Origin of the sequence: Rhodococcus sp. IEGM 1305, assembly GCF_030058635.1 — a bacterium.
GTDB classification, from domain to species: Bacteria; Actinomycetota; Actinomycetes; order Mycobacteriales; family Mycobacteriaceae; genus Rhodococcus_F; species Rhodococcus_F opacus_D.
In genome coordinates this window covers 19715-34794 of sequence record NZ_JASHKX010000017.1, presented here as the reverse complement: position 1 = coordinate 34794, position 15080 = coordinate 19715, and the positions used below count along the sequence as shown (strand labels likewise).

Annotated in this window: 12 protein-coding genes; all 12 read left to right on the top strand. The window is 69.5% G+C overall.

From position 1 onward, the window contains the following. The first annotated feature begins 1 nt into the window (after position 1). The 12 genes from QM693_RS22175 (at position 2) to rox (ending at position 15026) form a co-directional block, all read left to right on the top strand. Complete coding sequence (locus QM693_RS22175) at positions 2–1345, top strand: dihydroorotase (protein ID WP_283332342.1); 1344 nt, start codon at positions 2–4, stop codon at positions 1343–1345. Then, positions 1342–1908, top strand: coding sequence for a PH-like domain-containing protein (locus QM693_RS22170; RefSeq protein ID WP_120659116.1), 567 nt, complete (start codon positions 1342–1344; stop codon positions 1906–1908). The genes QM693_RS22175 and QM693_RS22170 overlap by 4 nt, the downstream gene beginning before the upstream one ends. Continuing rightward, positions 1905–3065 (top strand): glutamine-hydrolyzing carbamoyl-phosphate synthase small subunit, encoded by a 1161-nt coding sequence (gene carA, locus QM693_RS22165; protein WP_222820817.1) that lies wholly within the window; start codon positions 1905–1907, stop codon positions 3063–3065. The genes QM693_RS22170 and carA overlap by 4 nt, the downstream gene beginning before the upstream one ends. Beyond that, the gene (gene carB, locus QM693_RS22160; RefSeq protein ID WP_283332343.1) at positions 3065–6433 is read left to right on the top strand and encodes a carbamoyl-phosphate synthase large subunit; all 3369 of its coding nucleotides are present in this window, start codon (positions 3065–3067) and stop codon (positions 6431–6433) included. The genes carA and carB overlap by 1 nt, the downstream gene beginning before the upstream one ends. Further along, complete coding sequence (gene pyrF, locus QM693_RS22155; protein ID WP_183102180.1) at positions 6430–7269, top strand: orotidine-5'-phosphate decarboxylase; 840 nt, start codon at positions 6430–6432, stop codon at positions 7267–7269. Before carB ends, pyrF begins: the two co-directional genes overlap by 4 nt. 126 nt (positions 7270–7395) lie before the next feature. Beyond that, positions 7396–7716 (top strand): integration host factor, actinobacterial type, encoded by a 321-nt coding sequence (gene mihF / locus QM693_RS22150; protein ID WP_005262298.1) that lies wholly within the window; start codon positions 7396–7398, stop codon positions 7714–7716. Between the two features lie 8 nt (positions 7717–7724). Further along, positions 7725–8348: a guanylate kinase gene (gmk, locus tag QM693_RS22145; RefSeq protein ID WP_011598864.1), complete on the top strand. Its 624-nt coding sequence runs from the start codon at positions 7725–7727 to the stop codon at positions 8346–8348. A gap of 41 nt (positions 8349–8389) precedes the next feature. Further along, the gene (gene rpoZ / locus QM693_RS22140; RefSeq protein WP_005241734.1) at positions 8390–8695 is read left to right on the top strand and encodes a DNA-directed RNA polymerase subunit omega; all 306 of its coding nucleotides are present in this window, start codon (positions 8390–8392) and stop codon (positions 8693–8695) included. 14 nt (positions 8696–8709) lie between these two features. After that, positions 8710–10014 carry a bifunctional phosphopantothenoylcysteine decarboxylase/phosphopantothenate--cysteine ligase CoaBC gene (coaBC, locus tag QM693_RS22135; RefSeq protein WP_120659113.1) on the top strand — a complete coding sequence of 435 codons (1305 nt, stop codon included), beginning with the start codon at positions 8710–8712 and terminating at the stop codon, positions 10012–10014. Positions 10015–10146: 132 nt separating this feature from the next. Continuing rightward, positions 10147–11361, top strand: coding sequence for a methionine adenosyltransferase (gene metK / locus QM693_RS22130; RefSeq protein ID WP_120659112.1), 1215 nt, complete (start codon positions 10147–10149; stop codon positions 11359–11361). 46 nt (positions 11362–11407) lie between these two features. Next, positions 11408–13426 carry a primosomal protein N' gene (locus tag QM693_RS22125; RefSeq protein WP_120659111.1) on the top strand — a complete coding sequence of 673 codons (2019 nt, stop codon included), beginning with the start codon at positions 11408–11410 and terminating at the stop codon, positions 13424–13426. 172 nt (positions 13427–13598) lie between these two features. Beyond that, positions 13599–15026: a rifampin monooxygenase gene (gene rox / locus QM693_RS22120; RefSeq protein WP_283353438.1), complete on the top strand. Its 1428-nt coding sequence runs from the start codon at positions 13599–13601 to the stop codon at positions 15024–15026. Positions 15027–15080: the final 54 nt, after the last annotated feature.

The following is a 15080-nucleotide window of genomic DNA, read 5'->3' as shown; positions in this document are numbered from 1 at the left end:
GATGAGTGACAGTGCAGTGACAGGAGAGACAGTGCTCATCAAGAACGTGTTGCTGTACGGCGAGGGCGAACCCACCGACGTGCTGCTCGGGGACGGCGTCATCGCCGCGATCGGTGCGGACGCGGGCGAGGACAGCGGGCCGGACGTCGACGTGATCGACGCGGCGGGGCAGATCCTGCTCCCCGGTTTCGTCGACCTGCACACCCACCTGCGGGAACCCGGCCGCGAGGACACCGAGACCATCGATTCCGGTTCGGCCGCCGCCGCGCTCGGCGGGTACACCGCGGTGTTCGCGATGGCCAACACCAGCCCGGTCGCCGATTCGGTGGTCGTCACCGACCACGTGTGGCGCCGCGGCCAGGAAGTCGGACTCGTCGACGTGCATCCCGTCGGCGCCGTCACCGTCGGGCTCGAGGGCAAGCAGCTCGCCGAGATGGCCACGATGGCGTCGGGGGTCGGCCGGGTGCGGATGTTCTCGGACGACGGCCACTGCGTCTACGACCCGCTGATCATGCGCCGGGCGCTCGAGTACTCGAGCTCGCTCGGGGTGCTCATCGCGCAGCACGCGGAGGAGCCGCGGCTCACCGTCGGCGCCGTCGCACACGAGGGCCCCACCGCCGCCCGGCTCGGGCTCGCGGGCTGGCCGCGCGCCGCCGAGGAGTCGATCGTCGCCCGCGACGCGCTGCTCGCCCGCGACGCCGGGGCGCGCGTGCACATCTGCCACGCCTCCACCGCGGGGACCGTCGAACTGATGAAGTGGGCACGCGGCCAAGGCATTTCGATCACCGCCGAGGTCACCCCGCACCATCTGCTGCTCGACGACTCCCGGCTCGAGACGTACGACGCCGTCAACAAGGTGAATCCGCCCCTGCGGGAGGCGAGCGACGTCGCCGCGCTCCGGGCCGGACTGGCCGAGGGGATCATCGACTGCGTCGCGACCGATCACGCACCGCACGCCGAGCAGGACAAGTGCTGCGAGTTCGCGGCCGCCCGACCCGGAATGCTGGGACTGGAGACGGCACTGTCGATCGTCGCGCAGACGATGGTCCGCACGGGCCTGCTCGACTGGCGCGGCGTCGCGCGGGTGATGAGTGAGCGGCCCGCCGAGATCGTCGGACTCGACGACCAGGGTCGCCCGATCGAGGTCGGCGAGCCCGCCAACCTGGTGCTGATCGATCCGGACGCCGAATGGACGGTCCACGGCCCCGATCTCGCCAGCGTCGCCCACAACACGCCGTACGAGTCGATGACGCTGCCGGCGCGGGTGACCACGACGATCCTCCGTGGCCGGGTCACCGCGAGCGACGGCCAGGCCCGCGTCCCGGTGCGGAACGGTAGGGGATGACGGTGGAGAGAATTCTGTGGATAGTCGGCCTCGTCGCGTTCTGGGCGCTGGCCATCTTCCTCATGTACATCGGGTGGCGCGGTCGTGCCCGCCGTCAGGCCGACCGGGTCGGGCAGCTTCCCGCCGTGCCCGCGCACCTCGGCGAGCAGACGATCGCCCCGGCCACCGGACTGTATGTGGGCAGCACCCTGGCCCCGAGCTGGCAGGACCGGATCGCGGTCGGCGACCTCGGTTTCCGGGCGACGGGGGAGATCTCCCGCTACGCGGCCGGGATCCTGCTCGAACGTGACGGGGCGTCGGCGATCTGGATTCCGCAGGACGCGGTCCGCGCCGTGCGCACCGAGCGCGGTCTCGCGGGCAAGGTCATGAGCAAGGACGGCGTCCTCGTGATCCGGTGGGAACTGCCGACGGGCACCGAGATCGACACCGGTTTCCGGAGCGACGACAAGTCCGTGTACCCCGCCTGGGTCGGCGCAGGGGAGCCGGACGGCAAGACAGACAGTGAAGATTCAGCGAATGCGGCGAGCTCTGGTGAGGTCGAGCAGAACGGAGAGAACGCATGAGCGGCTACGACACCGACTCTGCAGTACTGGTCCTCGAGGACGGACGGGCATTCCGGGGCACCACGTTCGGTGCCGTCGGCCAGACCCTCGGTGAGGCCGTCTTCAGCACCGGCATGACCGGCTACCAGGAGACCCTCACCGACCCCAGTTACCACCGCCAGATCGTCGTGGCCACCGCGCCGCAGATCGGCAACACGGGATGGAACGACGAGGACGACGAGTCCGTCGGCCCCACCGGCAGCAGCGCCGAGGCGAAGATCTGGGTGGCCGGGTACGTCGTCCGCGACCCCGCCCGCCGCACCTCCAGCTGGCGCGCCACCGGGTCCCTGCAGGATGAGCTCGTGAAGCAGGGGGTCGTCGGGATCGCCGGCATCGACACTCGCGCACTGGTCCGCCACCTGCGCACCCGCGGCTCGATGCGCGCCGGGGTGTTCTCCGGCGACGCACTGGCCGAGACCGACGTGCTGCTCGACCGGGTGAAGAGCCAGCCGTCGATGCTCGGCGCGGATCTCGCCGGCGAGGTCAGCACCACCAGCGGATACGTCGTCGAACCGACCGGGGGAGACGCGCGCTTCACCGTCGCGGCGATCGACCTCGGCATCAAGACCAACACCCCGCGCATGTTCGCCGAGCGCGGCATCCGGGTGCACGTGCTCCCGTCCAACGCGACGCTCGAGCAGATCCTCGACCTGAAGGCCGACGGCGTCTTCCTCTCCAACGGTCCCGGCGACCCGGCGACCGCCGACGGCGCCGTGCACCTCACCAAGGAAGTCATCGGGCAGGGCCTGCCCCTGTTCGGCATCTGCTTCGGCAACCAGATCCTCGGGCGGGCTCTCGGTCTCGGCACCTACAAGATGAAGTTCGGTCATCGAGGCATCAACATCCCGGTCGTCGAACACGAGACGGGACGCATCGCGATCACCGCGCAGAACCACGGGTTCGCGCTCGAGGGCGAGGCCGGGCAGGAGTTCGACACCCCGTTCGGCAAGGCCGTGATCAGCCACACCTGCGCCAACGACGGTGCCGTCGAGGGGGTCCGCCTGCTCGACGGATCCGCGTTCTCGGTGCAGTACCACCCCGAGGCCGCGGCGGGCCCGCACGACGCCGCGTACCTGTTCGACCGCTTCACCAGCCTGCTCGAGGGAGTCAAGAACTAATGCCACGCCGTACAGATCTCTCCCACATCCTGGTGATCGGCTCCGGGCCGATCGTCATCGGCCAGGCCTGTGAGTTCGACTACTCCGGAACCCAGGCCTGCCGGGTGCTGCGCGAGGAGGGCCTGCGGGTCAGCCTCGTCAACTCCAACCCGGCCACGATCATGACCGACCCCGAGTTCGCGGACGCCACGTACGTGGAGCCGATCACCGCCGAATTCGTCGAGAAGGTCATCGCCCTCGAGGCGGAGAAGGGCCACCCGATCGACGCCGTCCTCGCGACGCTCGGCGGCCAGACGGCCCTCAACACCGCGGTGGCGCTGCACGAGCAGGGCATCCTCGAGAAGTACGACGTCGAGCTGATCGGTGCCGACTTCGACGCCATCCAGCGCGGCGAGGACCGGCAGAAGTTCAAGGACATCGTCGCCAAGGTCGGCGGCGAGTCCGCGCGCTCCCGTGTCTGCTACACGATGGACGAGGTCCGCGACACCGTCGCTGAACTGGGCTTCCCCGTCGTGGTGCGGCCGTCGTTCACAATGGGCGGCCTCGGCTCCGGCATGGCCTACGACGACGAGGACCTGACGCGGATCGCCGGCGGCGGTCTCGCCGCGTCACCCACGGCCAACGTGCTGATCGAGGAGTCGATCCTCGGGTGGAAGGAATACGAGCTCGAGCTGATGCGCGACGGCCGCGACAACGTCGTGATCGTGTGCTCGATCGAGAACGTCGACCCCGTCGGCGTGCACACCGGCGACTCGATCACCGTCGCCCCCGCCATGACGCTCACGGACCGTGAGTACCAGGCGATGCGCGACCTCTCGATCGACATTCTCCGCGAGGTCGGCGTCGACACCGGCGGCTGCAACATCCAGTTCGCCATGGATCCCACCGACGGACGCCTCGTCGTCATCGAGATGAACCCGCGCGTGTCGCGGTCCAGTGCACTCGCCTCCAAGGCGACCGGCTTCCCGATCGCGAAGATCGCCGCGAAGCTCGCGATCGGCTACACGCTGGACGAGATCGTCAACGACATCACCAAGGAAACCCCGGCGTGCTTCGAGCCGACCCTCGACTACGTCGTCGTCAAGGCGCCGCGGTTCGCGTTCGAGAAGTTCCCCGGCGCCGACGACACCCTCACCACGACGATGAAGTCGGTCGGTGAGGCCATGTCGATCGGCCGCAACTTCACCGAGGCGTTCGGCAAGGTGCTGCGCTCGCTGGAGACCAAGCGGGCCGGGTACTGGACCGGACCCGACGTGGAGGCCACCGACCTGGACAGCCTCCTGGCGGAACTGAGCATCCCCCGCGACGGCCGCGTGTACGGCCTCGAGAAGGCGTTCGCTCTCGGCGCCACCGTCGAGCAGCTGTTCGACGCCACGAAGATCGACCCGTGGTTCCTCGACCAGATCCTGCAGATCCACGAGCTCGGCGACACGCTGCGCGAGGCGCCCGAGGTGACCGAGCGGGTACTGCGCCGCGCCAAGCACCACGGCCTGTCGGATCGGCAGATCGCGGCCCTGCGCCCCGAGATCGGCGGCGAGGACGCCGTCCGGGCGCTGCGTGAGCAGTGGAACGTCCACCCCGTGTACAAGACGGTCGACACCTGCGCCGCCGAGTTCGAGGCGAAGACGCCGTACCACTACTCCACGTACGAACTCGACCCGGCGGCCGAGTCCGAGGTGGCCCCGCAGACCGAGCGTCCGAAGGTCCTGATCCTCGGTTCCGGACCGAACCGCATCGGTCAGGGCATCGAGTTCGACTACTCCTGCGTCCACGCCGCACTGACGCTGTCGGAGGCCGGCTACGAGACGGTGATGGTCAACTGCAACCCGGAGACCGTCTCCACCGACTACGACACCGCCGACCGCCTGTACTTCGAGCCGCTCACGTTCGAGGACGTGCTCGAGGTGTACCGGGCCGAGACGCTGTCGGGCACCGTCGCCGGCGTGATCGTGCAGCTCGGCGGACAGACCCCGCTGGGTCTGGCGAAGCGGCTGAAGGCCGCGGGCGTGCCGATCGTCGGCACCAGCCCTGAGGCGATCGACCTCGCGGAGGATCGCGGCGAGTTCGGCAAGGTGCTGGTCGAGGCCGGTCTGCCCGCTCCCAAGTTCGGCACCGCCACCACGTTCGCCGGGGCCCGCGAGATCGCGGCAGGCATCGGGTACCCGGTGCTGGTGCGCCCGTCGTACGTCCTCGGTGGCCGCGGCATGGAAATCGTCTACGACGAGGCGTCGCTGGAGAGCTACATCTCCCGCGCCACCGAGATCTCCGACGACCGGCCCGTCCTGGTCGACCGGTTCCTGGAAGACGCCATCGAGATCGACGTCGACGCGCTCTGCGACGGCTCCGAGGTGTACCTCGGCGGTGTGATGGAGCACATCGAGGAGGCCGGCATCCACTCGGGCGACTCGGCCTGTGCGTTGCCGCCGATCACCCTCGGCCGCGCCGACCTCGAGAACGTCCGCCGCTCCACGGAGGCGCTCGCCAAGGGCATCGGCGTCAAGGGCCTGCTCAACGTCCAGTACGCCCTGAAGGACGACATCCTCTACGTCCTCGAGGCCAACCCCCGCGCCAGCCGCACCGTGCCGTTCGTGTCGAAGGCGACGGCGGTGCAGCTCGCCAAGGCGTGCGCCCGCGTCATGCTGGGCGAGTCCATCGCCGACCTGCGTGCGAGCGGTGTGCTCCCGGCCACCGGCGACGGCGGCTCGACCCCGGCGGACGCACCCGTCGCCGTCAAGGAGGCCGTGCTGCCGTTCAACCGGTTCCGGCGCGCCGACGGCACCGGCATCGACACCCTGCTGAGCCCGGAGATGAAGTCGACCGGCGAGGTCATGGGCATCGACGCCGACTTCGGCACCGCGTTCGCGAAGAGCCAGACGGCCGCGTACGGCTCGCTGCCCACGTCGGGGTCAGTGTTCGTCTCCGTCGCCAACAAGGACAAGCGATCGCTGATCTTCCCGGTCAAGCGGCTCGCCGACCTGGGTTTCCGGATCCTGGCCACCGAGGGCACCGCGGCGGTTCTCCGCCGGAACGGGATCACCTGCCAGGAGGTGCACAAGCACTCCGGCGAGAAGCTGGAGGAGGGTGAGCGCACCATCGTCGAGATGATCCGCGACGGCGAGGTCGACATGGTGATCAACACGCCGTACGGCAACTCCGGACCGCGCGTCGACGGTTACGAGATCCGCAGCGCGGCCGTCGCCATGAACATCCCGTGCGTCACCACCGTGCAGGGTGCGTCCGCCGCGGTGCAGGGCATCGAGGCCGCGATTCGCGGCGACATCGGTGTCCAGTCGCTCCAGGCGCTGCACGAGCGGCTGCGGTCGCCCGCCGTCGTCGTGGCTCCCGCGAGCGGTTCCGCGTCGTCGTGAGCGGACACCATCACCACCACTCCTGGGTGCATCGGCTGACATCGGCGGTCGAGCACCGGGGGCGGTTGTGCGTCGGGATCGATCCGCATCCGGGACTGCTCGAGGCGTGGGGGCTGCCCGTCTCCGCCGAGGGGCTGGAGACGTTCGCGGAGATCTGCGTGGAGGCCTTCGTCGGTGAGGTGGCCGTCGTGAAGCCTCAGGTGGCGTTCTTCGAAGCGTACGGCTCCGCCGGGTACGCGGTGCTCGAACGCACCATTTCGGTCCTCAGAGAGGCAGGGACGCTCGTCGTCGCCGATGCCAAGCGCGGGGACATCGGGTCGACGATGGCGGCGTACGCGCAGTCCTGGCTGGGTGCGGAGTCGGCCCTGTCCTCCGATGCGGTGACGGTGTCGCCGTATCTGGGATTCGGTGCGCTCGACCCGGCGCTGTCGCTGGCGGCGGAGCAGGGCCGCGGGCTCTTCGTGCTGGCCCGGACGTCCAATCCCGAGGGCGGCGACCTGCAGGCGGCGCAGACCGCCGGGGGAGCGTCCGTGGCCCAGTCCGTGGTGGACGCGGCGGTCCGGCACAACGACGCGCAACCCGGTCTGGTGGGTCTGGTGGTGGGCGCGACACGCGGACACGGCCTGGATTTGTCGAATTTTTCCGGACCGATTCTCGCGCCCGGTCTCGGCGCCCAGGGCGCGACTCCCGGTGACCTCGCCGACATTTTTCCCGATTCTCGAAAACTGTTGTTGCCGAACAGTTCTCGTGGTGTTCTCCGTGCCGGACCGTCGGTGACGGCACTGCGTGAGGCGGCCGTGAAGGTCCGCGACGAGATCGAGTCCGCACTCTCATAGCCCACCCGAATCCGGCTCTGACCTCGGGGGGTGGGTTCGCAATCGGCGCCGGGCGTGAGTACGGTCGCTATCGCTGCTGGTTATCCAGTGGTTTGGACTATTTGCCAACGACGAGACGGAGGAACCGTGGCCCTTCCCCAGTTGACTGATGAGCAGCGCGCTGCTGCTTTGGAGAAGGCAGCTGCTGCCCGCAAGGCCAGGGCTGAGCTCAAGGAGCGCCTGAAGCGTGGTGGCACCGACCTCAAGCAGGTTCTCAAGGACGCCGAGGACGACGAGATCCTGGGCAAGATGAAGGTGTCGGCACTGCTCGAGGCGCTGCCCAAGGTGGGCAAGGTCAAGGCGCAGGAGATCATGACCGAGCTGGAGATCGCTCCGACCCGTCGCCTCCGTGGCCTCGGCGATCGGCAGCGGAAGGCCCTGCTCGCCAGGTTCGACTTCGAGGCCTGAGCACGACAGTGGTAGCTGACGCACAAGTGTCAGAGAGCAAGACCGCAGTGCGGAGGGGTCGGCTGGTAGTTCTGGCCGGCCCCTCGGCCGTCGGTAAGTCCAGCGTGGTGCGACTCCTGCGTGAACGGATGCCGGAGCTCGTCTTCAGCGTGTCCGCGACGACGCGCGACCCACGCCCGGGCGAGGTGGACGGCAAGGACTACCGGTTCACCTCTCGCGACGAGTTCCAGCGGATGATCGAATCCGGTGAGCTGCTCGAATGGGCCGAGATCCACGGCGGACTCCAGCTGTCGGGAACCCCGGCCGCACCCGTACGCCGGGCCATCGAGCAGGGCAAACCGGTGCTGGTCGAGGTCGATCTCGCCGGTGCGCGGGCCGTCCGCGCCGCGATGCCGGAGGCTCTGCTCGTCTTCATGGCGCCCCCGAGCTGGGACGTGCTGGTCGAGAGATTGACCGGCCGGGGCACCGAATCCGCCGAGGTGGTGGAGCGGCGTCTCGCGACCGCGAGAGTCGAGCTGGAGGCGCAGGACGAGTTCGACGAGGTCATCGTGAACGAGGATGTCAGCCGATCGTGCGACGAGTTGGTATCCTTGTTGGTTGGACGACCGGAACAGTCCGAGTCGACCCACTAGATCTCACATCAACTAGCCAGAACTATTTCAGGAGATACCGAGTGAGCAGCACCCCCGCAGTAGCGTCCGCAACTCCCAGCCACGGCGCCCTGCCGGCTTACGACACCCCGCTCGGCATCACCAATCCTCCGATCGACGAGCTTCTCGCCCGCACGTCGTCGAAGTACGCGCTGGTGATCTACGCGGCCAAGCGTGCGCGTCAGATCAACGATTACTACAACCAGCTCGGTGACGGCATCCTCGAGTACGTCGGCCCCCTCGTCGAGCCGGGCCTGCAGGAGAAGCCGCTGTCGATCGCGCTGCGTGAGATCCACTCCGATCTTCTCGAGCACACCGAAGGCGAGTGAGCGGAGGATCTGCCGTGCCTGAACAGGCAGCGGGCCCGGGCACCGGGCACGTGACGGATTCACCGGAACCGGTTCTGGCGGGGGCAGCCCGCAAGCGGATCGTCGTCGGTGTCGGCGGCGGCATCGCCGCGTACAAGAGTTGTGCCGTCATCCGGGCCTTCACGGAGGCCGGTCACCACGTGCGGGTCATCCCGACGGAGTCCGCGCTCGAGTTCGTCGGCAAGGCGACGTTCGAGGCGCTGTCGGGCAACCCCGTGCACACGGGTGTGTTCACCGACGTTCCGCAGGTTCCGCACGTCCGTCTCGGGCAGGAAGCGGACCTCGTCGTCATCGCGCCCGCCACCGCCGACCTCATGGCGCGGGCCGTGGCGGGACGCGCGGACGACCTCCTCACCGCGACGCTGCTCACCGCACGATGTCCCGTGGTGTTCGCTCCCGCGATGCACACGGAGATGTGGGAACACCCGGCCACCGTCGCCAACGTCGCCACGCTGCGCGCACGGGGCGTGACCGTCATCGAACCCGCATCCGGCCGCCTCACCGGCAAGGACACCGGCGCCGGCCGGCTGCCGGAACCCGACGAGATCGTCGGGTTGGCGTCGTTGCTGGTGGAGCGTCCCGACGCCCTGCCCCGTGATCTCGAGGGCCGGCGGATCCTCGTGTCCGCGGGCGGCACCCGCGAACCGCTCGATCCGGTGCGGTTCCTCGGTAACCGCAGTTCGGGCAAGCAGGGATACGCCATCGCCCGGCTCGCCGTGCAGCGCGGGGCCGAGGTCACCCTCGTCTCCGGCTACACCGCCGGCCTCGCCGACCCGGCCGCCGTCGACATGGTGCACGTCCGCACGGCGGAAGACATGCGGGTCGCGGTCGGCAAGCACGCGCCCGGATTCGACGCCGTGATCATGGCCGCGGCGGTGGCCGACTTCCGGCCGTCGACGATGGTGGCGAGCAAGATCAAGAAGGGTGCGGGCGAGCCCGACTCGATCGCACTCACCAAGAACGAGGACATCCTCGCCGGGCTGGTGCAGTCCCGGCGGGACGGCGAGATCCCGTCCAAGACCGTGATCGTCGGATTCGCGGCCGAGACGGGCGACGCCGACGGCGACGTCCTCACCTACGCGAGGGCCAAGCTCGCGCGTAAGGGCTGCGACCTCCTCGTCGTCAACGCGGTCGGCGAGGGCAAGGCGTTCGAGGTCGACCACAACGACGGGTGGCTGCTCGGAGCCGACGGTTCCGAGTCTGCGCTCGAGCACGGATCGAAGGCGTTGATGGCCAGCCGGGTACTCGACGCCGTCGACCAGCTGTTCCGAACACTCTGACGGCACATCCGGCAGAGTTTCGGTGATTCGAAAGGTGTCACTCCCGCCGGGGTGGCGCTAGGGTCGTTCGCGGTATTACGCAGCTAAGCTGTTTTCACGTGCTGTTCAGGACAACTGTCGAGAGGGAATTCTGTGAGCCAGTCCGGTAGTCGGCTATTCACCAGTGAGTCTGTGACCGAGGGGCACCCGGACAAGATTTGTGATGCGATCAGCGACTCCATCCTCGACGCGCTCCTCACCGACGACCCGCGCGCCCGCGTCGCCGTCGAGACCCTGGTGACCACCGGACAGGTCCACGTCGCCGGTGAGGTCACGACCACCGCCTACGCCGACATCCCCAAGATCGTGCGCGACACCGTGCTCGAGATCGGGTACGACTCCTCGGCCAAGGGATTCGACGGCAACTCCTGCGGCGTCAACGTCGCGATCGGTGCACAGTCCCCGGAGATCGCCCAGGGCGTCGACCACTCGCACGAGGTCCGCACCGGCGAACTGAGCGACGACGAGATCGACCGTCAGGGCGCCGGCGACCAGGGACTGATGTTCGGGTTCGCGACCACCGACACCCCGGAACTGATGCCGCTGCCGATCGCGCTGGCGCACCGCCTGTCGCGGCGTCTCACCGAGGTCCGCAAGTCCGGTGTCCTGCCGTACCTGCGCCCGGACGGCAAGACCCAGGTCACCATCGAATACGACGGTGACAAGGCGGTTCGCCTCGACACCGTGGTCATCTCGACGCAGCACGCCGCCGATATCGACCTCGACAACCTGCTCACCCCGGATCTGCGGGAGAAGGTTCTCGGATCGGTTCTCGCCGAGATCGACATGCCCGAACTCGACGTCTCGAACATCCGTCTGCTCGTCAACCCCACCGGCAAGTTCGTGCTCGGCGGCCCGATGGGTGACGCCGGCCTGACGGGTCGCAAGATCATCGTCGACACCTACGGCGGCATGGCCCGCCACGGCGGCGGCGCGTTCTCCGGCAAGGACCCCTCGAAGGTCGACCGGTCGGCGGCCTACGCCATGCGCTGGGTGGCCAAGAACGCGGTCGCGGCGGGCCTCGCGGACCGGATCGAGGTTCAGGTGGCGTACGCGATCGGCAAGGCGGCGCCGGTGGGTCTGTTCGTCGAGACGTTCGGTACCGAGAAGACGGATCCGGCGCGGATCCAGCAGGCCATCACCGAAACGTTCGACCTGCGGCCCGGCGCCATCATCCGCGACCTCGACCTGCTGCGTCCGATCTACGCGCAGACCGCGGCCTACGGCCACTTCGGTCGCACCGACATCGACCTCCCGTGGGAGAGCATCGACCGGGCGGAGAAGCTGCGGGCAGCCGCAGGCCTCTGATCGGTAGTCACGGCGCGACGGGCGCCGCTCCGGTAGGGGCCGTCGCGTGAGCGCGGAAAAGGTTGCGGCAGAAGTAGATCCGGTTGCCCGGGTGCTGCCGCTGCTTCCGCTTGCCCACCTCGACCGCGAATTCGACTACCTCGTTCCGCAGGACCTCGACGAGCAGGCGCGGCCCGGGGTCCGGGTGCGCATCCGGTTCGCCGGGCGTCTCGTCGACGGGTTCGTCGTCTCCCGGAACGCGACGAGCGACCATCAGGGCCGTTTCGGCTGGCTCGAACGGGTGATCTCGCCCGAGCGGGTTCTGACCGAGGAGATCACCCGGGTGGTCGACCTCGTCGCCGGCCGATACGCCGGAACCCGCGCGGACGTCCTGCGGCTCGCGATCCCGCCGAGGCACGCGCGGGCGGAGTCCGAGGCCGCGTCCGAACCCCCCGAGGTGCCGGACACCGCAATCGAGACCGAGGCGTGGGACCGGTACGTGCACGGCGGCGCATTCCTGACCGCACTGTCGGGGGAGCGTGCCCCGCGCGCGGTCTGGCAGGCGCTCCCCGGCGAGGACTGGCCTGCGCGTCTCGCGGAACTGTCGGGGCTCGTTGCCGCCACCGGGGCGAGCACCGTCGTCGTCGTGCCCGATCAGCGTGATCTCGACCGTGTGGTCGCGGCGGTGGAAAAGCTCCTGGGCAAGGACGCGGTCGTCGGACTCGCCGCCGGTCTCGGCCCGGCGCTGCGGTACCGGCGTTGGCTGGCTGCGCTGCGCGGGACGGCCAAGGTCGTCGTCGGGACCCGGAGTTCGGTGTTCGCGCCGACTCCGCGCACCGGGCTGATCGTGGTCTGGGACGACGGGGACGACAACCATTCCGAGCCGCGCGCACCCTATCCGCACGCCCGCGAGGTGGCGCTGCTCCGCGCGTACGCCAGTGGCTGCGCGGTGGTGCTGGCCGGACACGCGCGAACCGCGGAGGCGCAGGCCCTGGTCGATTCGGGGTGGGCGCACGACCTCGTGGCCTCCCGGGACTCGGTGCGGGCGGCCGCCCCGAAGATCACCGCACTCGCGGACAGTGACCACGCCCTGGCCCGCGATCCCGGTGCACGCGCCGCCCGGTTGCCCGCGATCGCGTTCGCGGCTGCCCGGGAGGCGCTCGGCGCCGGCCGGGGAGTGCTCGTCCAGGTGCCCCGGCGCGGCTACGTGCCCAGCCTCGCGTGCGGCAAGTGCCGGGCGCCCGCGCGATGCCGGCGATGCAACGGACCTCTCGCGCTGCCGTCCGCGGCCGGCCCGGACGGGGCGGGGACCCCCGCGTGCCGATGGTGTGGCGTCGCCGACGCCGCACACCGCTGCCACGCGTGTGGAGCGAAGGCGCTGCGGGCCGTCGTGGTCGGTGCCGGACGGACCGCCGAGGAACTGGGTCGCGCGTTTCCCGGGGTTGCCGTCCGGATGTCGGGGGGCACGGACGTCGTGGACGAGGTGAAGCAGGGTCCCACCCTCGTGGTGTCGACGGTCGGGGCCGAACCGGTGATGCCGGGCGGCTACGGCGCGGCGTTGCTGCTCGACGGCTGGGCGCTGCTGGGCCGTCCCGACCTGCGCGCCGCGGAGGAGACGCTGCGGCGATGGATGACGGCATCGTCACTCGTGCGGCCGTTCGCCGAGGGCGGTCAGGTGGTCGTGGTCGCCGATTCGGGGATTCCGACCGTGCAGGCGCTGGTTCGCTGGGATCCGGTCGGTCACGCCCGTGCGCAGTACGAGGAGCGGGCGGAAGTCGGATTTCCGCCCGCCATCCACCTTGCGGCGATCGACGGCAGTGCGAAGGCGATCGCCGACCTCCTGGACCTCGCCGATCTGCCGGCGAATGCGGAATTGCTCGGCCCGGTCGAGTTGCCTGCGGGGGAGCGGCTGCCGTTCTCCGGCGACGCGCCCGAGCCGGCGGACGTGGAGCGCATGCTGATCCGGGTGCCGCGGGGCGAGGGGAAACCACTGGCCAAAGCGCTCGGAGAGGCGCAGTCGGTGCGTAGTGCGCGCAAGGACTCGCAGCCTGCCCGGGTCCAGATCGACCCCATTCGGATCGGCTAGCTCCACCCCGGGGGTGACAAAAAGGAATGGCAAGGAGGTTATGCACTCCCTGCCACTCTCAACATATAACGCACCGGGGGCCTTGCGGCAAGACCCGGGTCGTGCCGCAGAATCTCCCACCGAAGTCAGGACCAGCGGAAATCAGTATTCGCGGCATACGTGTGGGGGTTTCATGATCGACGTGATCGTTGCAGGCAGCGGACCGACCGGGCTGATGCTGGCCTGCGAGTTGCGGTTGCACGGCGTGCAGGTGCTCGTGGTGGAGAAGGAGGCGGAGCCGACGAGGGTTGTCCGTTCGCTGGGCCTGCACGCGCGCAGCATCGAGATGATGGACCAGCGCGGTCTGCTGGAGCGGTTCCTCGCGCTCGGTACGCAGTACCCGCTCGGTGGCTTCTTCGCCGGCATCAGAAAGCCGGCACCCGAGCGGCTGGACACCGCACATCCGTACGTTCTCGGCATCCCGCAGACCACCACCGAGCGACTGTTGACCGAGCACGCCACCGAAGTCGGCGTCGAGATACGGCGCGGCTGCGAACTGGTCGGCCTGAATCAGGACGAACACGGGGTGACCGCCCTGCTGGCCGACGGCACCCAGCTGCGCTCGCGCTATCTCGTCGGCTGCGACGGCGGCCGCAGCACGGTGCGGAAGCTGCTCGGCGTCGATTTCCCCGGCGAGCCCAGCAGAGTCGACACACTGCTGGGCGAGGTGGAGCTGACCGCGCCGCAGGAGACGCTGGACGCCGTGGTGGCCGAGGTCCGCAAGACCCAGCTCCGGTTCGGCGCCATGCCGCTCGAGGACGGGGTGTACCGCATCGGCGTGCCCGCCTCAGGGGTGGCCGAGGACCGCACGGTCGCGCCGACCCTGGACGAGTTGAAGCAGCAGTTGCGGGCAACCGCGGGCACCGACTTCGGCGTGCACTCGCCGCGGTGGCTGTCCCGCTTCGGCGACGCCACCCGGCAGGCCGAGCGGTACCGGGTCGGCCGGGTGCTGCTGGCCGGCGACGCGGCGCACATCCACCCGCCGGTCGGCGGTCAGGGGCTCAACCTCGGTATCCAGGATGCGTTCAACCTCGGTTGGAAACTGGCAGCCGAGGTCGGTGGCTGGGCGCCGGAGGGGCTGTTGGACAGCTACCACACCGAACGGCACCCGGTCGCCGCCGACGTGCTGACCAATACCCGCGCCCAGATGGAGCTGATGTCCCTCGATCCGGGGCCCCAGGCGGTGCGCCGGCTGGTGTCGGAACTGATGGATTTCGAGAACGTGAACCGGTACCTGACCGAGAAGATCATCGCGATCGGGGTCCGCTACGACTTCGGCGAGGGGCATGAACTGCTCGGCCGGCGCCTACGGGACGTGGGGCTGAAGCGGGGACGACTCTACGAGCTGATGCACGACGGCCGCGGCTTACTGCTCGACCAGACCGGCCGGCTGTCGGTGACGGGCTGGGCGGACCGGGTCGACCACGTCGTCGACGTCAGCGAGGAACTCGACGTGCCCGCGGCGATGCTGCGACCGGACGGGCATGTGGCGTGGGTCGGTGACGACCAGCAGGATCTGGTCGGCCGGCTGCACGAGTGGTTCGGCGCCGCCGCCGACTGAGCGCGAACGCCTCCGGACTCGGCCGGCGCAGCGCCCGCGAGTCCGGGGGCGACT